The sequence below is a fragment of the Baekduia sp. genome (assembly GCF_035318805.1).
In the GTDB taxonomy this organism is placed as follows: domain Bacteria; phylum Actinomycetota; class Thermoleophilia; order Solirubrobacterales; family Solirubrobacteraceae; genus Baekduia.
Genome location: NZ_DATHDY010000102.1, coordinates 21633 through 41032, shown reverse-complemented (window position 1 = coordinate 41032; position 19400 = coordinate 21633). Strand labels below are relative to the sequence as shown.

Here is a 19400-nt window from a genome sequence, read left to right as displayed (position 1 = left end):
TCGTCACATTCCGCGGCGAGAGAATGGTCCGGATCGAGTACTTCGCCTCGTGGCCGGAAGCGCTTGAAGCTGCCGGAGTTGGCTGAGCGCCGAGTTGGTGAGTGGCGGCCCGGCGTGGTCGTAGGCGCCGGGCAATGCGTCTGTCCGGCGCCCGCTACCGCTGCTCGTCCATTGCGGCAGCGACCTTGCGGCTTGATCGCGCTCCTGCTTCTGCCTCATTGCGGCAGCGACGGTGCTCGGGCTCGCGTCGATCGGGAGTTCGCACGCGCCGACATGGTGCCTATGCACCGGGCTCCACGGGTCCGGCCAACTGGCGCTTCCGTTGGTCGTCCCCGAGCGACAACCTTCGGGGAGCGTTCCGGGACGCCCACATCCGGTGGAAGAGCGGCAGCGGTGTCCCGTAAGGCGATCCCCTAACGGCCACGAGATCCTTGGGTGGCCCGAGCCCGCGCCGATCCGAGGTCGGGTATTCAGCGCCTGGTCTCGTACCTGGTCAGGAGCACGCCGTCGGGAAACGTCCGGGTCTCCACCAGGTTCAGGTTCACCCAGTTGTCCAGGGCCGTGAAGAACGGCGTGCCGCCGCCCACCAGGACCGGGTGGGTGACGATCGCGTACTCGTCGATCAGCCCGGCCCGCATGGCCGCCGCGGCGAGGGTGGCACCGGCGATGTCCATGGGACCGCCATCCTCAGTCTTGAGCCGGGCGATCTCTGGAACAGCGTCGTCTGTGACCAGTCGGGCGTTCCAGTCGACCGCGCTGGTCGCCGAGGAAAACACCACCTTCGGCATGTCCCGCCAGCGGCGGGCGAACTCGATCTGCGCCGGTGTGGCGCCAGGCTGCCGGTCGGCGGTCGGCCAGTGGGAGCTCATCGTCTCCCACAGTTTGCGCCCATACAGCGCCAGGCCCGTCGCCGCCACCCGGTCGGACCACCACTGGAACAGCTCATCGCACGGCACGCTCCAGCCGAGGTCGTCGCCGGGGGCGGCGATGTAACCGTCCAGGGTCAGGTTCATGCCAAAGGTCAGTTTCCGCATAGCGTCAGCCTTTCGTGAGTCGGTATCTCGGCGTACAGACCAGCAGAGCGCGGAAAAATCATCGGTCAGGCCACACCGAGGGCCGGTTGCGTCGGGATCTACCCCAACGACGCGGCGCTGCTCCGCCTCGCCGGCATGGTGCTGCTCGAGCAACACGAGGAATGGTCGGTCGGCCGCCGGTACCTCTCGGAGACCTCGATGCGCTTGGTCCTGACGCGGACCGCGACCACTCCGGAGACGGTGCCGGTGCAGCTCGCCGCCTGACGACCCGCGCGTGCTCGGACCACGAACCGCTCACGGATCACGAAACCGAGCTACACCACCAAACGCGACTTGACTGAGGCTGCCAGGGTCGTGCGCCGGTCAGCACGCCAGAATGTGATGGTGGCCGACAGCCTGCTTGATCAGATCGAACGCGATGCGCTCGATGAGAACGCCTCCGTAGCGACCGCGCTGCGCAAGTGCGTAGCGCTGGGCGGGCGCAGCGGCTCCGAGACCTTGCGCGATTGGGCAGCGCGCGAGCTGGACGGCTACGAGGGCGGTGACCCCCTGCCTGACTACCGCGTTGTTGCTGCGGTCATCCAGCTCGACGGCATGGCCGGCAACAACTGGGTCACCGGCCAGACGGTTCTGCGGGTGGCGCTGGGCGGACCCACCGGCGAAGTCCGCCGCTGGATCGGTGCGGTCGAGTCGCGACCCATGCCGGCCCGATCTTGGAAACAGGTTTGGAAACGACCGACCGCAGCAGAGCGCAGCAGGCCAGTGTGAGACGAACTCGGAATCCGCTTCGTTCCGGGCTTGAGCGGCAGAACGCAGCGGAGCGCAGCCGTTTGCCCTCCCTTCACACGCGAGAGGTCGCAGGTTCGAAACCCGCCGCGCCCATCCTGGAAGGCCCTGCTTGGCGGGGCCTTCCGTCGTTCAGGGTCCGGCGCCGAGAACAGCAAATCCCCTGCTTTGGCCGAAACTCGGGTCATGCGAGAGGCGTATCGGCGATCCCGGCCCTCGCCCGAGCGAGCAGCTCACGCCGGCGTACTCGCGAACCTCGAGCAACCTGTCGAGCCGCCAACGGCTCGGGTGATCGGCCATCGGGCCAGAGCCATCGGTCATCGCAATCACCGAGGTCGGCCGTCGCCGCGACCGTCTCGCCGTGCAACGGCGCCCGCATCTGCGTCCTCTCCCGCGTCCGCGTCGCGCGCGGGCCGGCGCGATCGGCCTGGCCGGAGCGGTGGCGTCGCTGGCGGGGTCGTCCCCGGTCCACGCTGCCCCGATCGTCCAGGCGCCGGCGCTGCTGAGTGCGCACGCGCAGCCGATCTCGTCGCGCGATCGCGTGTACACCGCCGACCAGACCTCCAATACGGTGTCGGTGATCGACCCCTCCACCAACCGGGTGCTGGGGACGAAGGCACTCGGCCAGCCGCGGCTGGACCAGGTCCTCGGACCGCTGGACCGCAGCCAGGTCAACGTGCACGGGTTGGGTTTCTCGCCGAACGGCCGGCTGCTGGACGTCATCAGCATCACGTCCGGCGCGGCGCAACTGGTCCGCACCGCTGATAACCGCCTCGCGCGCGCGACCAGTTACGTCGGCCGCGCCCCGCACGAGGGCTTCGTGTCCCGCGACGGCCGGACGCTGTGGGTCGCCGTACGCGGGGAGTCCCACGTGTCGGTCCTGAGCGTCCGGACTGGGCGCCTCCTCGCGAGGATCCCCACCGCCGACGGCCCGTCGAAGGTCGTGTTCAGCCCCGGCGGCCGGTTGGCCTATGTCAACCACGTCCGCGCCTCCGAGGTCACGGTCATCCGCGTGCGAGACCGCCGAGTCATCCACCGCATCCGCGGAGTCGCTCCCCGGTCCTCCGATGAGGCGATCTCACCCGATGGGCGGGAGCTGTGGCTCGGTCATCCGTTCGACGGCAAGACCTCGGTCGTCGACGCGCGCCGCTTCCGGACAATGGCGGTGCTGAGCACCGGGCCACGCACCAACCACCCCAACTTTGTCTCCAAGCCCGACGGCCTGTACGCCTACGTGACGGTCGGGGGCCTGAACCAGACGCTGGTCTACCGCCGCGGCGGCGCTCATCCCCGACTCGTCAAGCGCATCCACAACAGCGGCACGGCGCCGCACGGCATCTGGCCGAGCCCGGACAACTCGCGGATCTACATCGCACTGCAGAAGTCCGACGGCGTCGACGTCATCGACACCGCGACCGACACGATCATCGCCACGCTGCACGTCGGCCAGGACCCGCAGGCGCTCGTGTACGTCGCCGGGGCCGTGCCGCATGGAGACGGGCGCAGTGGGCTGGGTCGCCAAGGGCTGCATCACCGCGTCCAGACGTTCGACGTACCGATCCGCGGCGCCGTCGGGGCGGCGACGGTCACCGTGCGGGCGGGCGACGGCCTCGACCTCCTGGACTTCGCCGCGCGAGGCCTGCCGCCCCGCGGCGACTTCACGGCCTACGGCGTGCGGGCCGACGGCTCGGCGGCGCCACTGCGCCAGATCAAGGCCGACGGCTCCGGCGGCGTCGACGAGGCTCTCGTCTTTACCGACTTCTTCGGCACCTACCGCCGAGTCGCGCTGCTTCCGCGCTCGGCGCAGACACCCGCCCAGACCGTCCGGGCCTGGGTGCTCGCCGTTCGAGGCTGGCTCTGCCGGCTGGACGGGCAGCACCTCCCATGAACTCGCCGATCCGCGACTCCGCGTCGGCCCGCAGCGGCTAGGGCCGACGCGAGGCTGCGATGACCACGTCGTCATCGTCGGACGGATAGCGGCCGCAGCGTCCATGGAGGCATCTCCTGCTGGTTGTCGCTTGACCCACATCGCCTTCGCGCTCGGTCGCACTCTGTCGCGGTCGAGCTGCTCGGCCGCCGCGAGGAGCGACTGCACCTCGTCGGCTTCGAGGAACGGCCGTCGAGGCCGGACCGCCTTGAGCCGCCGGCGACGACCTCGGGCCGGGTTCGCCCTCAGGATCTCGTGGTCGACCGCGACGTCGAGGATGGCGGAGGCCGAGCGTCTTGGCGCGAGCCGGTTGATGCCGCACTCCACGGCCTGGCGCTTCTTGTCGCCTGCCCTCGTCTCCGACGGAAGTCACTGGACTCCAGGCCCCTCACGGCCGGTTCGTATCGGGTGCCGCGCTTCTGAGAAAGTAGCGGCACGAGCGTGAGCGCGAACCTTCCTACGTATCGTGCTGTCGGCGCACCATCTCGGTGATCCAGATGGGTGCGAACGGAGACGTGCAGTTCGGGGGAGTCGGGTAGTCCTTGAGCACCTCCAGGCGCTCACCGATGTCGATTGCACGGGCGCGATGCTCGGCGTGCTCGATCCCGATCTGAGCCAGGCAGTGATTCATCGCCCACTGCAGGCGATCCGGGGCGTCTCTCATCGCCGCCTCGATGACGTCGAGCAGTCCTGCAAGGTCGAGGCCCTCGGGCTTCTTCGCCACGCGTTCGGTGGTCAGCGCCCAGCCGGCACTCGCGACCACTGGATCCGGATCGGCGGACCAGGCCATGCGCAGCTCTTCGGAGTGCGGGTCCTTCTTCACCACGTAGTTCACCAGCCAGTCGTGCACCTTGGGGGTGCGCGCCTCGCGCAACATGACGTCCAACTCGTCACGCTCGAACGCCTTCGGGCGGCAGATCAGGATCGCCAGCAGTCTCGCCGCGGTGTCATCCGTCTCCCAGAGCTGGCGCGCGAGTTCCTGCTGCGTCTTCAGCCGCTTCGCGAGCGCGCGCAGCTTGCTGAGGTTCACACCGTGATCGTCACCGTGTTTCTCGTTCACCGCGCGTGTCTTCGGGTCCTCGAGCGCGGCCAGCTCGGTCATCACCTCGACCAACGTCGTCTCGGCCACCTTCAGCCTCCTGTCCATAGCGTGTGGGATTCAGCCTATGCGCTTGCTGATCACCTGCTTGACCGTGCTTTCCTCGTAGGGGGCCTTCCGTCGTCAGGAGCTCCGGTGCCGAGAACGGCGAATCCCCTGCCTTGCCCGAAACGACGCGCCGCACCTCGGCTCCGACGACTCCTCCTACGTCAACGACCTCGAACGCCGGGATCGGTCGCCGCCAGGACCGCTTGGATGGCCGAGGCGACCCGGTCGGCGACCACCTCCGGGCTGCTGGCATCGAGCTTGCCGTCGAGGTGCAGGAACGCCAGCCCGTGGACCAGCGCCCAGACGGCTGTGGCCAGTGCGTCGGCGTCGGCCTGGGGGAACGCTCGCTCGACGATCCCCCGCACGTAGAGCGAGACCGCGGCGGTGGCGACGACGCGCTCGTCGTTGTCGCGGTCGCACGGCTCGCCGAACATGATCCGGAACAGGGCGGGCCGCTCGAGGGCGAACCGCACGTAGGCGACGGCGACCCCCGCGAGCTGCTCGGCCGTCGCGGGCGCAGGGTGCACCGCCGCCAGGCGTCCAGCCAGCTCCTGGTAACCGACCGCCGCGACCGCTGAGACGAGCGCCTCGCGGTCCGCGTAGTGGCGATAGGGCGCGGCCGGCGACACGCCGGCACGGCGCGCCACCGCGCGCAGCGACAGCGCCGTCTCGCCGCCCTCTTCGAGCAGCTCCTTGGCCGCGCGGAGCAATGCCGCCCGGAGATCTCCGTGGTGGTAGGTCGCCTTCGCCGTGGACATCGCTCACATAGATGTTGACAGCGTTCACTCCGTGCGTCTAATGTGAGCACCGTTAACTTCGTAAGCGAGTGTGAGGCGGGTGCTCTTGACGTCGACCGAGCTGTTCTCCCCATTGGTGCTGCCATCGGGGGGCGCCCTGCACAACCGGATCGCCAAGGCGGCGATGGAGGAAGGCATGGCCGGGAGCTCTCAACTCCCCGCCGAGCGACTGATCTCGCTCTACCGCCGCTGGGGCGCCGGCGGCGCGGGCCTGCTGATCACCGGCAACGTCATGGTGCACGCCGAGGCGTTGACCGGGCCGCGCGGGGTCGTGCTCGACGAGCACGCGCCGCTCGAACAGTTCTCCCGCTGGGCGCAGGCCGGGAAGGCGGACGGCGCCGCGATTTGGATGCAGATCAGCCACCCCGGCCGGCAGGTGCAGGCCGCGATGCCGGGGGTGGTGTGGGGGCCATCGGCGGTAGCGGTCGACCTGGGAAGGCACAGCAAGCGGTTCGGCCGGCCGGTGGCGATGACTGAGGAGCAGATCCGCGCGACCGTGGAGCGGTTCGCAACGACCGCGCAGCTGGCCGAGCAGGCGGGGTTCGACGGTGTCGAGGTCCACGCCGCGCACGGCTACCTGCTCTCGCAGTTCCTCTCGCCGCTGGTGAACAACCGCAGCGATGAGTGGGGCGGATCGTTGGAGAATCGCGCACGGCTCCTGCTCGACGTCGTCCGCGCGATCCGCACGGTCGTCTCGTCATCGTTCGCCGTCGCGGTCAAGCTCAACTCCGCCGACTTCCAGCGCGGCGGGTTCGACGTCGACGACGCGGCGCGCGTGATCGCGATGCTCGACCCGCTCGACGTCGACCTCGTCGAGCTCTCCGGCGGCAGCTACGAGAGCCCGGCGATGGCCGGCCGCCCCACGGACGGTCGCAGCGCGGCGCGCGAGGCGTACTTCCTGGAGCTCGCCGGCGACCTGGCCAGGACGAGCCCGTTGCCGCTGATGCTGACCGGCGGGATCGTCCGCCGCGAGACCGCCGAGGCGGTGCTCGCGAGCGGCGTCGCGCTTGTCGGCATGGGCACCGCGATCGCGGCGACGCCGGATCTTGCGAACCGCTGGCGGAACGGGCTCGAGGCAGCCGTGCGGCTGAAGCCGGTCACCTGGTCGGACAAGACGCTGGCCTCAGCGGCATCCATGGCGCTCGTCCGCCACCAGATGCGCCGCATCACGCGGGGCAAGAACCCCACCGGCAGAACCCACCCGGTCCACGCCCTGGTGTGCGACCAGCGCGCGCAACGGCGTGCGCTGCGCCGCTACCGCGAGTGGCTGCAGAAGCGCCCGCACCTCGATCACAGGCTCCCGACCTCGGAGACACGGCGATGAATCCCAGATCTGTCCGCACGTCCGCGTCGCCATCATCGGCAAGCGAGCGCTGACCAGGCGGCCTCAGCCCTTCCGCCCGGCCAAGCCCCACGGACCAGGAGGGCGATCATGAACGCCTCCTTGTGCGGCGCCGTCCCGCACAGGGAGTCCCGATCGGCTCGTTCGATCCTGGCTTGCGGTTCCATCAGGTCGTGATAGATTCATAACTATTATGAATGCGCAAGGATCGAATCGCGAGGAGCCACCGATGGCTGCCAGCTCCCAGCTCAGTCGCAAGAGCCGCATCAACGTCCTGCGGATCTGCTCGATGACCCTCTTCATGGTCGGGCTTGACATCACCGCCGTGAACGTCGCCCTGCCGTCGATCGGCGAGCAGATGGACGCAAGCCTCTCCTGGTTGCAGTGGACCGTCAGCGCCTACACCGTCGTCATGGCCAGCCTGTTGCTGTTCTCCGGCTCGATGGCCGACCGGCTGGGGCGCAGGCGGACGCTCGTCCTCGGCCTCAGCGTGTTCTCGGTGGCATCGCTGCTGTGCAGCCTTGCGCCAACCGTCGAGCTCCTTGTCGTCTTCCGAGTCCTTCAGGGCGTCGGCGCCTCGATGCTCAATCCAGTCGCCATGTCGATCATCACCAACACCTTCACCGACTCGCGCGAGCGAGCTCAAGCAGTCGGAGTCTGGGGGGCCGTCTTCGGGGCTTCGATGGCGCTCGGGCCCGTCCTCGGCGGCGCGCTCGTCTCCTCGGTCGGCTGGCAGTGGATCTTCCTGATGAACATCCCACTCGGCCTGGCCGCCATCATGCTGACCCTCCGCTTCGTTCCTGAGTCCAAGGCACCGAAGCCGCGTCGGTTCGACCCGGTCGGCCAGGTTCTGGTCATCGTCCTTCTCGCCTCGGTCACCTACGGGATCATCGAGGCGCCAAACGCCGGCTGGACCTCGTCGATGATCCTGGTGGCCCTCGGCGCCGCCGCCATCGCACTGCTGGGCCTGCTGCGCTACGAGCCGCGCCGGAAGGAGCCGCTCATCGACCTCCGCTTCTTCCGCTCGATCCCGTTCTCGTCCTCGATCGCGCTCTCGGTGGCCGCCTTCGCCTCCTTCGGCGGCTTCCTCTTCCTCAACACGCTCTACCTGCAGGACGCACGCGGACTGTCCCCGGTCGAGGCCGGCATCACCATCGTGCCCATCGCCCTGATGACGGTCATCCTGTCGCCGATCTCGGGTCGCATGGTCGGCCGCAGCGGGCCGCGCAAGCCGCTCGTCATCGCCGGCATCGCCTTGTTGGTGTCCTGTTCCATGCTCGTCGACATCGGACCAGACACCCCGTTCGCCTGGCTCATCGCCGCCTACGTGCTCTTCGGAATCGGCTTCGGCTTCGTCAACGCGCCCATCACCAACGCTGCCGTATCCGGCATGCCCCGCGAGCAGGCCGGCGTCGCTGCGGCCATCGCCACCACATCACGACAGTTCGGCCAGGCCATCGGCGTGGCGATCGTCGGCGCGATCGTGGCCTCCAGCGCCGCGGGTTCCAACGGCGCCGGACTCTCGTCGGCCACCCATCCCGCGTGGTGGACCCTTACGACCTCGGGCGCGATCGTGCTCGTACTCGGGCTGCTGGCGACGGGCAGCCGGGCCACCAAGTCGGCACGGCGCACTGCGGTCGAGCTCAATCCCGAGGCCCTCGCCGCTTAGGCTGGAGGCGACATGACCGAGGACCGCAAGGACAACGGCTCGCGCCAAGACACGGCGTCAGACCTCTCACGCGAGGTCTGGACGCTGATGTCTGATCTGGTCCTCGACCACCAGCGGCGGCGGCAGGTTGCTGAAGCTGTCGGGCTGAGCTTCTCGCGCACACGAGCGGTGCGGCGCGTTGCCGACCAGCCGATGTCGATGGGCGAGCTGGCCGCGGCCCTCGAAATCGACCGTCCCAACGCCACGGTGCTGGTTGATGACCTCGAGCGGCAGGGGCTCGTTCGCCGGCAGCCTCATCCGACGGACCGGCGAGCCAAGATGGTCGAGGCCACACGCAAGGGCAAGAACCTCGCCAAGCGCGCCAACGAGATTCTCGGCACACCACCCGAGGCCCTCAGCGCGCTCGGCGCAGACGATCTCAACGCTCTCCGGCGCGTGCTTACGAGGATCGCGCCGCAGAAATAGACCGCGACAGGGGACCAGCGCCGGCAACCGCGAGCCAGCAACGAACACGCTGATCCCGGAGGCCGACGGGCCGGTCTTGATCTCGATCAGCTTGCCGCCTACCGCGTGCACGCCGACGACCGAGGCCCAGCCCGCGATGCGCGACTGGATCTTGCTCACCGGCTCGACCCGGTAAGCGCCGGCCCTGGGCACGCTCGCACCCCGCTCGCGGGCACTGCGGCCAGCGGCAACAGGTCCCGGGGACAGGTCAACGAGCCGGGTGCGGCTCCCACACTTGGGCGCTGTTCAGCCTGCGCTGCGTGCCGCACCGGCGCCGCGCCACACTGCGGGCGAGCCCTGACCGGCCCGTCCGGAAAAGGGAGGACCAAGTCGATGAGGTTGAGTCTGAAGCGCCTTGCGCCGGTGACGGTGGTGACGGTGGTGGCCGCGGCCGGCGTTCTCATCCCGGCGGCCGGCGCGAGCGGCGCCCCCGCCCTGGTGCCCGTTCCGAGCCTTCCGGCCTTCTCGTGGCCGGCCGCTGGCTTCGGCGGGTTGACACCACAGGTGGCCATCGGACCGACCGTCGTCGGAGACGTCTTCAACGGCGGGACTGCAGTCGTGGTGTCCAGCGACCCCCCGGTCGGCAGCGGCAACGTCATCGGCTCGCCGTAAGCGGCGCGGCCACGGAGAGATGTGATGTGCACTCGAACGCCTGCCGCGATCGTCTCCCAGCGCCTGGTCGCCCCCTCGTCCTGATCGCGGACGTAGCGCCGCCGAGGCGAAGGCCGCCCGGCGGTCGCCGATTGGTGGACCACGTGACCCAACCCCCGGGGACCGAAGGCGAGGTGCGGCGCCGTGCTCGCGGTCCCGCCCGACGACGCGCTACCGCTTCTTGCCGCCCAGCGTCACCTTGAGCTTCTGGGTCACGCGCTTGCCGCTCGGCGTCACGCTGGTGATCGCGAGGGTGGCCTTGGTGCGCTTGCGCAGGAGCCTGCGACCGGCGCTGGTCAGTTTCGTCTTGACCTTCTTCTTCTGACCGGCGGGAATCGCGACGAGCCCGCTCGTGGCGATCGTGGTCTGCTTCGCCTTCGCCGCCCGATGGCCGTCCGGGGGACGAGCGCGGAGATCTTGTACGACAGCGCGCAGTTGACCAGGCCCTTGCACGGGATCTCCGTGGTGACCGTGGTCGTGGTCGCCGTGGGGTGCAGCGCGATGCCCGCGAACGACCGAACCCGCTCGATCAACGACCTGGGGCAGCCCGCGCGGGATTGGGACGAGTACGTCTGGGCGAACGTCACGAAGCCGAGCTTGGTCGCGCTCCTGCCGGCCTTGTCGGTCACCGTGACCGTGATGCGCACCCCGTCGCGCACGTAGTCGCCGACCTTCAGCTTGGAGGACGCGAGGAGCTTGACCTCGGCCGCCGCCAGCTGCCGGTTCCAGTTGAACGTGATGGCCGGCGCGGGATTGGAGCCGTCGTAGAGGACCGTCCTCGGAGCGGTCTTGAAGTAGTCCTCGACGTACGTCGACCCGCCGAGCAGGGCGCCAAAGATGACCCCGATGGGAAGCTCCTGGGACTCGAACCGGTAGCGGACGATCGGCCCGTCGGGCGTCTTGGAGCCGCCGGCGTCGAGCGCGACGCGCAGTCCCGTGCACGAAGTGGCCGGACTCGGCTGCAGGGCGGCACGGATCACCATGGGCAGCACGGCCCCCGTCGGCGCCGAGTCCGCGGGCACCGACGAACCCACACCGTTGGTCGCCGTCACCCGCACGCGCATCGCCGACCCGGCGTCGTCGCGCGCCAGGCGGTAGGTCGGAGCGGTCGCGCCCGCGACGGGCGAGCAGTTCGTCGCGTCGGTCACCGAGCAGTCCAACCACTGGTACGCGAACGAGGTCGGCGCGCCTGACCACGTCCCGGTGGAGGCGGTGACGACCTCGTCCTGGCGGACCTCGCCGCTGATCGTCGGCACCGCCGTGATCGTGGGCGGACCCGGGGCCACGACGCCGCTGGTCGCCGACGCGGTGTCTGTCTCTCCGCCCGGTGCGGTGGCGGTCACGTCGACCCGCAGCGTCGCCCCCTCGTCACCCGCCCTCGCCGTGTAGCGGTCCGCCGTCGCCCCGGCGATCGTCGCGCAGGCCGCACCGGAGCACCGCAGCCACTGGAACGAGCGCGCGTCGGTGGCGTAGTCGAACGAGCCGCCGGTGGCGACGAGCTCGCCGCCGACCCTCGCCGTGCCGCCGATGGTGGGCGCGACGGTGCTGATCGGCACGGCCTGGATCGTGCAGCCCGCAGGCAGCGTGCCGGACGCACGCTGGCCGAGCGGCCACGTGCCGGCGTCGTAGAAGCACAGCCACTCCGTCTCGGTCACGGGCGCCTTCCAGCCGCCTGCCGGCTTGGCCAGGTCGGCCGCCGCGGCGACCCCGCCGTGGGAGTCTTCGTCAAGGCTCAGGCGCGCCGGCAGCGACGAGGCCGGGTCGCGCAGCACGACCACGCCGGAGTTCCCGACGGGGTCGTTGACCGCGAACCACGTCCCGTCCCAGTCGATCGTCGAGCACCCCGAGCACGGCTGGCGGGTCATGGGCGGCGCCGTGCCCGCCGCGCTCGGGTGCAGGATCTGGCTGAACGACGCCGGCAGATGGGGCACGTACGCGCGCAGGTTGGTCGACGTGTAGTCCATGGAGGCGGCAGAGAAGCCGAAGCGCCGCTCCACCCGGACCCTGCTGGCGCTAGCCCCGACGTCGAAGAACGTGTAGCGCGTCCGCACGGGCACCGGGCCCGTGTCGCTGGTGCAGATGTCGGGGCGCGTCGAGGCGATCTCGACCGAGCGACGCCCCCGCGGCGTCCAGGTTCCCGCCGACCCGTCGCCGACCGGTGAGGGCGCGCCCACCGACGCGGCCGCGCCCCACTGATCCGGAGGATCGCCCGGCGGGCCGCATCCGCCAACGCCTCCGTTGGACACCAGGTTCGCGCCCAACGCCCCGTTGGTCCCGCTCCAGCGCACCGAGTCGAGCCGCTCGACGTTCCCGATGGGACTACGGTGCCGACCATGAAGCTCTCAAACGCCGCGGGGCTCACGGTCGCGCTTGCGGCCGTCGGCACGCCTGCTGCGGCCTCCGCCGCCCAGCGCCACTACATCGCCCGCGGCGTCGCGGACGTCAGCCTCAACGTCTCGCCGTGGGCGAAGAGGAACGCCGTGGAGGGAGCGTGCACGGGCGTTGGCCCATCCCGGCGTGACATCATCAAGCGCAAGCTCTACGCGTCCTATCGCTGCACGGTCAAGAGCAGCAACGGCGGCGAGTCCCGCGGCGTCGTGCTCGTCAACACCACGGGCCCCGAGTCGGTGCGCGTGGCAAAGGTGGAGAGCGGGCAGCTGTCGGGTGACGTGCCCATCGGCGCGATCCCGGCCGGACGCCCGCGTCTGCGCAGCATCGATCTCACCACCCTGGTGGGGCAATCGGCCTGGGCCCGCGGCAAGCAGCTCTTCGGCGTCCTCTGCTATGGCGTCGGGTCCTACCGCGACACCGAGAACGCCATGCTCTTCGCCGACTTCGTCTGCAAGGTCCGGGTGCTCTCCGAGGAGCCATCGATCCTGCTCGTGCAGGCGACCGGGCGCACCTCGGTGCGAGTGGTGCGGACGCTGGCCTGACGCTCGTCATCAGGCGACTGGACGCGGCCAACGTCGCGCATCAGCTGTCCCGTCGTCCAGCCGATTTCCATTGGCCACGTATATAGGTTCGTGATGCAAGACAGACAGGAGACGAACCATGGCCACCACCCCAGCAGCAGCGGTTCCGGAGTACCCGATGGAGAGGGCGTCCGGATGCCCGTTCGACCCGCCGCCGGCACTGCGCGCGCTCGCCCCGGCCTCGCGGATCCGGCTCTGGGACGGCAGCACCCCGTGGCTGATCACGCGGCATGCGGATGTGCGCGCGCTCCTCGCCGATCCGCGGGTCAGCGCCGACGCCCGGCGTGCGGGGTATCCGCACGCCAGCGCGGCCGCACAGGCCCGCCGGACGCGGGGGTCCAGCTTCATCAACATGGACGATCCCGACCACGCCCGGCTCCGGCGGATGGTGACGGGGACGTTCACGATCCGGCGGGTCGACGCGCTGCGCCCGGCGATCCAGCGGATCGTGGACGAGCGCATCGACGCGCTGCTGGCCGGCCCGCGGCCGGTCGACCTGGTCGCGGCGTTCGCGCTGCCGGTGCCGTCGCTGGTCATCTGCCACCTGCTCGGCGTCCCCTACGCCGATCACGACTTCTTCCAGCGCCGCGCCCGGGTCCTCGTCAGTCGCGACCAGACGGTCGAGCGCGCGATCGCGGCCCAGGACGAGCTGACCGAGTACCTCGACGGGATCATCGCCGACAAGCTCGCCGAGCCCGCCGACGACCTCCTGTCCAAGCTGGCCGCCGAGCACGTCGCCACCGGCGAGTTGTCGCGGCACGACGCGGCGCTGATGGCCATGTTGCTGGTGGTCGCCGGCCATGAGACGACCGCCAACATGATCGCGCTCGGCACGCTCGCGCTCCTCGAGCACCCCGACCAGCTCGCTGCCCTGCGCGACACCGACGACCCCGCGCTGATCGCCGGCGCGGTCGAGGAGCTGCTGCGCTACCTCACGATCACGCACTCGGGACGCCGCCGCGTCGCCCTGCAGGACATCGAGATCGACGGCCAGACGATCCACGCCGGCGACGGGATCGTCCTGGCCGGCGACGCGGCCAACCGCGACCCGGACGCGTTCCCCGGCGCCGACCGGCTCGACGTCCACCGCGACGCGCACGGTCACCTCGCCTTCGGCTTCGGCGTGCACGCGTGCCTGGGCCAGCCGCTGGCGCGCGTGGAGCTCCAGGTCGTCTACGGGACGCTCTACCGGCGCATCCCCGGCCTGCGCCTGGCCGCACCGCTCGACCGGATCCCGTTGAAGCACGACTCCAACGTCTACGGGGTGTACGAGCTCCCCGTCACCTTCTGAGGGGAGAACCTCATGCGCGTGATCGTCGACCAGACCAAGTGCGTGGCCTCGGGCCAGTGCGTGCGCGCTGCCGGCGCCGTGTTCGACCAGGACGAGGACGGGACCGTCCTGCTGCTGGACGCCAGCCCGCCGCCCGAGCTGAACGACGCCGTCCGCCGCGCCGCGACGCTCTGCCCGGCGCAGGCCATCAGCATCAGGACAAGCGCTCGTGCCTCGACACGTAGTGGTCGATCAGAGCGCTCGGTGCGGATCGCCCACGTCTCGAGCCAGCTGCTGACGCGCGTGTCCTTGCTCACGCGGCTGCTCGCCGGCCAGCTCGGCGGCGAGCTGTCGCGCACGGAAGTGGGTCTGCTGAACACCCTCAGCGGCGGCCCGCGGCGGGTCACCGAGCTGGCGGAGCTCGAGCGGCTCAAGCAGCCCACGATGACGCTGCTGGTCCAGCGCCTCGAGCAGCAGGGTCTGGTCAGCCGCGAGCGCCATGCCGGCGACGGGCGCGTGGTCCTGGTGACGCTGACCCCGGCCGGGAGCGTCGCGCTCGAGGACTACCGCGCGCAGGCACGCGCGGCGCTCAGCGCCTACCTGGCCGAGATGCCCGACGAACAGGTCGAGGCGCTCGCCGCCGCGACCGAGACGCTGGCGCACCTCGTCACCGTCCTTCAGCGCGGGACGAGCAAGTGAGCGCGTCTTCTGAGAAGTCAGCTGCCCCGAGCGATGTCGGGGGCGCGCTCGGTGTTGCGCTCTGTGGCTAGCCTCGTGAGGTCAACCCGGGAGTTGACCGCGAGCTTTGCGAACACGCGGCGCAGATGCGTGTTCACAGTGTGCGGCGAGACGAAGAGCCGGTCGGCGACCTCGCGATTGGTGAGGCCGCTGGTTACGAGTTCAGCGACGGCCAGCTCTGACGTTGTCATCGCCGCCCATCCCGTAGACGGCTTCTCAGCTGTCGCCACCCGGCGCCGAATCCCGAGCGCTCGCAGGCGGCCGCGGAGCCTCGCCGCATCGCGCGTCGCCCCGGCCCGCGCAAAGAGGACGAGCGCCTCGGTGAGCGCGTCGATCCCATCGTCTGCGGTCCCCTTCCGCTGGTGGGCGAGGCCGAGGTCCTCCCATGCCGAGGCCAGCGCCATCGACCGCGGGCTGCGCTGGAACAGGCTCACGGCGTGCGACAGCTCCTCCACGTCGAGGTTGAGCAGCCCGCCGGCGTGCGCCGCGGTCGCAGCGAGGGAGGGGACGTCGGGGGAAAGCTCCGCGCGCCGGCTCGCGTCGGCGGCCCCGCTCTCGGCGAGCTCGCGATCCCCGACGGCGACGGCCATCCGTACCATCTGCGCCTCGTCGGCTACGTCCGGCCACAGCCTCGAGAGCAGGTGCTTGCGCTCCTGCTCACCCATCGCAACCAACCACTGGTGGGCGCGTCGAGGGTCGCCGTCGGCCGTGGCTTGGAGGCTCAACAGCCACGCGGCGTGACGGCGGACGCCCGGAGTGCTCTCGTTCAGCATCGTCTGAGCGATCTCGTTCGTCTGGCGAACGTGCCGGCCGTCGCCGGTGTGGAGCGCCAGCCGCCCGAACGCCACGACCCCGGCGGCGTCCATCGGGGTCGCGACCGGGGCTTGGTGCGGTTCGAACCGACCGTCCAGCATGAGGGCGGCGTCGTCGAGCCGGCCCATCTGCAGGAGCAGCTGCCCACGCGTGATCTCGGCGACGTGGAGGAAGTAGGCGAACCCTCGCTCCAGCGCGTCGGCGATGATGCCGTCGGCGGCGTCGAGGGCGTCGTCTGCCCGATCCAGGGCGACGAGGGCGTTCGCGCGCCACAACCGGGTCAGGAGCTCGTCGAGTCCATGTGCATCCGCGATGCCGTCGCGAAGAATCGTCTCGAACCGCTCGAGTGCGCGCGTGAGGCGTCCGCTGACGTAGTCGAGCCCCCCTTCGCTCAGCGCGAGCGGGAACCGGGCAACCGGGTCCAGGCGCCCGCCGGCAGCCACGGCCTCCGACAACGCGGCCCGCGCCTCGTCGGTCCGTCCCCCAGCCAGGAGGTTGTAGGCCAACTTCGCCATGTGCGCGACGCGCAGGTCCGCGGACAGCAGCGGCAGCCTCAACGCCTCGCGGCCGGCGTGCACTCTCACATCCGGGGAGACCAGCCACATGCCGGCGATCCCGAGGCGCACCCCCGCCTCTTCCGCGACCGGAAGAACGTCCCGGAGCGCGTTGTCGGCAAAGCTCCTGGCCTCATCGATCCGTCCCGCCGCGTGGAGGGACATCGCGGCCTGGACAACGAGCGGACCGCGCAGCGAATGCCTGTTGGGGGCTAACTCCAGAGCGCGCCGGCTGAGATCTGCGCTGGCTCCCGGATCGGTCGTCGCCAACGCCTGTGCGGCCTTGAGCAGCGTCGCGATCGCGACGTCGTCCCCGGGCGCGGCGCTGCTGCCCAGCTGCATCGCGACGTCGACGGGCAGCGCCCCGGCAGCGAGCATCACATCTGCGGCGTGTCGATCGATCGCCCGGCGGGCGGAGGGCGCAGACGAATCGCGCACCGCTTCACGGATGAGATCGTGCTGGAACGAGAGCTGCTCTCCGCGCTCGCGCATGATCCCGGACTCGATCAGCTGCTCGACCGACGTCAGCAGCGAGGCCGGGGGAACACCGAGCATCGTCGCCAGCTCGGAGAAGGAGAACGTCCGCCCCAGCGATCCGGCCACCGTGGCGACCTGACGCGCTGAATCCGACATCCGGGCCAGGCGCTCACGCATGCTCGCGCGGACCCGGTCGGGGAGCCTGTGGGCGGTCAGGGTCGCACGTCCTGAGTCGACTCGGACAAGCCCTTCCTGCCGCAGGCCCTCGAGCAACTCGACCAGGAGGAATGGGTTGCCGCCGGCCTCGCGGGCCATGAGGAGGAGCGTCTCATCGGGCTCCGCCTGCATCACGTCGCTCGCGACCTGCGCCACGGCAGCTTGGCTGAGCGGCTCGAGCACGAGCCTTTGCGCACCCTCGTCGGCGAGATGTTCGACGGCGCTCCGAAGCTGGCCCGGGCCCTGATCCGGGCGTGTCGCCAGGACCCATCCGATCGGAAGTGAGCCCAGGCGCGGGGGCAGCGCGCGCAACGCGGCGACGGTGCCGCTGTCGGACCACTGCAGGTCGTCCAGGAAGATGAGTAGCGGGCCATCCATCGCGGCGCGCTCCAGCAGAGTCTCCAGATCCTGGAGCCGCCAGTAGCGCTGCTCGGGTGCTGCGTGGAGGCGGCTCAGCCCGGCGCGGTCCAGCAACGGTTGTGGGCCGTCGAAGAGCGCCCTGAGCAGTGGCGCAAGCTCGGCCACGGATTCCGAAGGCTCGGCCGCGCCGATGCCAACCGGGAAGGACAGGCGGCGCGCCATCCTCACGCCCTCGCCGATCAGGCGGCTCTTCCCCATACCCGCCGCTCCCTCGACGAGCAGAACCGCACCCGAACCCGAGCGCACACGATCGAGCGACTCGCCCAACAGGGCCAGTTCCGCGTCCCGGCCGCGGATCCTCGGACTCAACGCCGGCGGCACCGCCACAGCGCGTTCCATCGTAGTCGCCACCAGACTCAGCCTCCCCCGGGCGCCCGGCAAGACATCACTCGTGCGTGCGATGCGCCGGCCAGTGACTCGGCCCACCCTTCACGGAAATGACGGACATGCGAAATGTCCGCTGGCCACGGCAAGGAGCAGCAATGTCAACGACAAGCCAAAACGGTCTCACGGGGCAACGGGCGCTGGTGACCGGCGCGACGTCGGGTATCGGTCGCGCGGTGGCGCTGCAGCTGGCCCGGGACGGGGCCGAGGTCCTTGTTCACGGCCGCGACGCCGCCCGCGGCGCCCAGACGGTCGAGGAGATCAGTGCCGCCGGCGGCGAGGCCAGCTTCGTGGCTGCCGACCTCGGCGACGTCGCCGACGTGCAGTGGCTGGCGAACGAGGTCGCTGACGTCGACATCCTGATCAACAACGCCGGGATCGCGCTCTTCGGCCCGACCGCCGAGTTCGACGTCGCGGCGTTCGACAAGATGTTCGCCAGCAACGTCAGAGCGCCGTTCTTCCTCGTCGCCGCGATCGCTCCCGCAATGGCCGCCCGTGGCCACGGCAGCATCGTCAGCGTCAGCAGCATGTCCGGCGGCGTCGGGCTCGTGGGCGGCGCGGCCTACGGCGCGACGAAGGCGTCGCTCGAGGCGATGACGCGCGCATGGGCCGCGGAGTACAGCGCCAGCGGGGTGCGCGTCAACGCGATCGCCCCAGGTCCCGTCTACACCCCGTCGCCTTCAGGCCCGGAGTTCATCACGGCGCTCGGAGAGACCACCCCGATGCACCGCGCGTCACAACCCGAGGAGATCGCCGAGGTCGTCGCCTTCCTCGCCTCCCCACGAGCGAGCTACATCACCGGCACCACCGTCGCTGCCGACGGCGGCCGCAGAGCGATCTAGCCCGGACCATTCATCGAGTACGCCACCAACCCTCCCGGCGAACGAACCGACCGCTAGGCCTTCTCGGCCTACTGAGCCTTCTGGGCCTTCTCGGCCTTCTGAGCCTTCTGGGCCTTCTCGGCCGAGCTGGCCGACGCCTCCTCCTGCATGATCGTCACCAGCTCGCTGGCGACCTGCGCGAGATGCGACTCCAGCCAGCTGACGGCGCCTTCGACGTCGCCCGCGCGCAGGAACCGCAGGACCTCCTGGTGGTCGCGCTGACCGGGAGGGCGCACGTAGCCGTCGCGGGGGTGGCGCTGCAGCCAGTAGCGGCCCGCGTCCTCGCGCAGCTTCTCGATGACCGCGACGAGCCGCGGATGGTGCTCGGCGTCGTAGAGGGACGCGAAGAAGTCGTTGCGTCCCCGCAGGAACTCGGCAGCGTCCTCGACGTCGTTGAGCTTGCGCGCGGCCTGCTCGAGCTCGGCGAGCCGCTCCGGCGTCATGGCCGCGAAGGCCTTGCGGATCGCCGTGGCCTCCAGCAGCGCGCGCATCTCGTAGATCTCGGCCATCTCGTCGCCGGTGATCTGGTTGACCATCGCGCCGCGGTACGGGTGGAAGGTGATCAGACCTTCCACCTCGAGCTGCATCAGCGCAGAGCGCACCGGGATCCGGGACACGCCGATCGCCTCGGCCAGGTAATCCTGACGGAGGTACTCCCCCGTCGGGAAGACTCCCTGGACGATCCCCTCCCGGAGCACGTGGTACACCATGTCGCCGACGGTGCGGAAGCGCCGCTCATGGCGATCGATGATCCCGCCGAAGAGATCGCTGCTGGGCCGACCGGACTCGGAATCGACTTGGACCATTGGCTTGGATTG

At 70.2% G+C, this 19400-nt stretch carries 17 protein-coding genes and 2 pseudogenes; 13 read left to right on the top strand and 6 right to left on the bottom strand.

Annotated elements, in window-relative coordinates:
* Nucleotides 1–470: 470 nt before the first annotated feature.
* A complete protein-coding gene (locus VK501_RS21945) occupies nucleotides 471–1034 on the bottom strand; it encodes a dihydrofolate reductase family protein (protein WP_324341225.1) in 564 nt (187 codons plus the stop codon).
* A gap of 78 nt (nucleotides 1035–1112) precedes the next feature.
* Between VK501_RS21945 and VK501_RS21940 the strand changes: the two are divergent.
* From VK501_RS21940 to VK501_RS21930, 3 genes and pseudogenes are all read left to right on the top strand, one after another.
* Nucleotides 1113–1298: pseudogene (locus VK501_RS21940) on the top strand (IS256 family transposase); the annotation flags it as partial.
* A 120-nt stretch (nucleotides 1299–1418) separates the two neighbouring features.
* Nucleotides 1419–1802 (top strand): hypothetical protein, encoded by a 384-nt coding sequence (locus VK501_RS21935; protein ID WP_324341223.1) that lies wholly within the window; start codon nucleotides 1419–1421, stop codon nucleotides 1800–1802.
* Nucleotides 1803–2181: 379 nt separating this feature from the next.
* Nucleotides 2182–3708: a hypothetical protein gene (locus tag VK501_RS21930; protein ID WP_324341221.1), complete on the top strand. Its 1527-nt coding sequence runs from the start codon at nucleotides 2182–2184 to the stop codon at nucleotides 3706–3708.
* A 496-nt stretch (nucleotides 3709–4204) separates the two neighbouring features.
* On the opposite strand, the gene VK501_RS21925 is transcribed toward VK501_RS21930, so the two are convergent.
* Entirely contained in the window at nucleotides 4205–4849 is a 645-nt protein-coding gene (locus VK501_RS21925; RefSeq protein ID WP_349261051.1) for a DNA alkylation repair protein, read from the bottom strand.
* A 206-nt stretch (nucleotides 4850–5055) separates the two neighbouring features.
* Nucleotides 5056–5652, bottom strand: a complete 597-nt coding sequence (locus VK501_RS21920; RefSeq protein ID WP_324341217.1) for a TetR/AcrR family transcriptional regulator — start codon at nucleotides 5650–5652, stop codon at nucleotides 5056–5058.
* An 85-nt stretch (nucleotides 5653–5737) separates the two neighbouring features.
* Between VK501_RS21920 and VK501_RS21915 the strand changes: the two genes are divergently transcribed.
* The 4 genes from VK501_RS21915 (at nucleotide 5738) to VK501_RS21900 (ending at nucleotide 9818) form a co-directional block, all read left to right on the top strand.
* A complete protein-coding gene (locus tag VK501_RS21915) occupies nucleotides 5738–7015 on the top strand; it encodes an NADH:flavin oxidoreductase/NADH oxidase family protein (RefSeq protein ID WP_324341215.1) in 1278 nt (425 codons plus the stop codon).
* Nucleotides 7016–7262: 247 nt separating this feature from the next.
* Nucleotides 7263–8702, top strand: a complete 1440-nt coding sequence (locus tag VK501_RS21910; RefSeq protein WP_324341213.1) for an MFS transporter — start codon at nucleotides 7263–7265, stop codon at nucleotides 8700–8702.
* A gap of 12 nt (nucleotides 8703–8714) precedes the next feature.
* On the top strand, nucleotides 8715–9167 hold the full coding sequence (locus tag VK501_RS21905) for a MarR family winged helix-turn-helix transcriptional regulator (RefSeq protein WP_324341211.1): 453 nt from the start codon (nucleotides 8715–8717) through the stop codon (nucleotides 9165–9167).
* 372 nt (nucleotides 9168–9539) lie between these two features.
* Nucleotides 9540–9818 carry a hypothetical protein gene (locus VK501_RS21900; RefSeq protein ID WP_324341209.1) on the top strand — a complete coding sequence of 93 codons (279 nt, stop codon included), beginning with the start codon at nucleotides 9540–9542 and terminating at the stop codon, nucleotides 9816–9818.
* A gap of 335 nt (nucleotides 9819–10153) precedes the next feature.
* On the opposite strand, the gene VK501_RS21895 is transcribed toward VK501_RS21900, so the two are convergent.
* Nucleotides 10154–11914 (bottom strand): hypothetical protein, encoded by a 1761-nt coding sequence (locus VK501_RS21895; RefSeq protein ID WP_324341207.1) that lies wholly within the window; start codon nucleotides 11912–11914, stop codon nucleotides 10154–10156.
* Between the two features lie 7 nt (nucleotides 11915–11921).
* Between VK501_RS21895 and VK501_RS21890 the strand changes: the two genes are divergently transcribed.
* The 5 genes and pseudogenes from VK501_RS21890 to VK501_RS21875 all read left to right on the top strand — a co-directional run bounded on the left by VK501_RS21890 (nucleotide 11922) and on the right by VK501_RS21875 (nucleotide 14798).
* A complete protein-coding gene (locus VK501_RS21890) occupies nucleotides 11922–12053 on the top strand; it encodes a hypothetical protein (RefSeq protein WP_324341205.1) in 132 nt (43 codons plus the stop codon).
* Between the two features lie 137 nt (nucleotides 12054–12190).
* Nucleotides 12191–12790, top strand: coding sequence for a hypothetical protein (locus tag VK501_RS21885; RefSeq protein ID WP_324341203.1), 600 nt, complete (start codon nucleotides 12191–12193; stop codon nucleotides 12788–12790).
* Nucleotides 12791–12908: 118 nt separating this feature from the next.
* Nucleotides 12909–14120 carry a cytochrome P450 gene (locus VK501_RS21880; RefSeq protein WP_324341201.1) on the top strand — a complete coding sequence of 404 codons (1212 nt, stop codon included), beginning with the start codon at nucleotides 12909–12911 and terminating at the stop codon, nucleotides 14118–14120.
* Nucleotides 14121–14132: 12 nt separating this feature from the next.
* A pseudogene (locus VK501_RS28830) lies at nucleotides 14133–14315 on the top strand (ferredoxin); the annotation flags it as partial.
* A 48-nt stretch (nucleotides 14316–14363) separates the two neighbouring features.
* A complete protein-coding gene (locus VK501_RS21875) occupies nucleotides 14364–14798 on the top strand; it encodes a MarR family winged helix-turn-helix transcriptional regulator (RefSeq protein WP_349261050.1) in 435 nt (144 codons plus the stop codon).
* 17 nt (nucleotides 14799–14815) lie between these two features.
* On the opposite strand, the gene VK501_RS21870 is transcribed toward VK501_RS21875, so the two are convergent.
* A complete protein-coding gene (locus tag VK501_RS21870; RefSeq protein WP_324341197.1) occupies nucleotides 14816–17644 on the bottom strand; it encodes a helix-turn-helix transcriptional regulator in 2829 nt (942 codons plus the stop codon).
* Between the two features lie 233 nt (nucleotides 17645–17877).
* On the opposite strand from VK501_RS21870, the gene VK501_RS21865 reads away from it, so the two are divergent.
* A complete protein-coding gene (locus VK501_RS21865; RefSeq protein ID WP_414641197.1) occupies nucleotides 17878–18543 on the top strand; it encodes an SDR family NAD(P)-dependent oxidoreductase in 666 nt (221 codons plus the stop codon).
* 68 nt (nucleotides 18544–18611) lie between these two features.
* On the opposite strand, the gene VK501_RS21860 is transcribed toward VK501_RS21865, so the two are convergent.
* Complete coding sequence (locus VK501_RS21860) at nucleotides 18612–19388, bottom strand: GntR family transcriptional regulator (RefSeq protein ID WP_324341193.1); 777 nt, start codon at nucleotides 19386–19388, stop codon at nucleotides 18612–18614.
* Nucleotides 19389–19400: the final 12 nt, after the last annotated feature.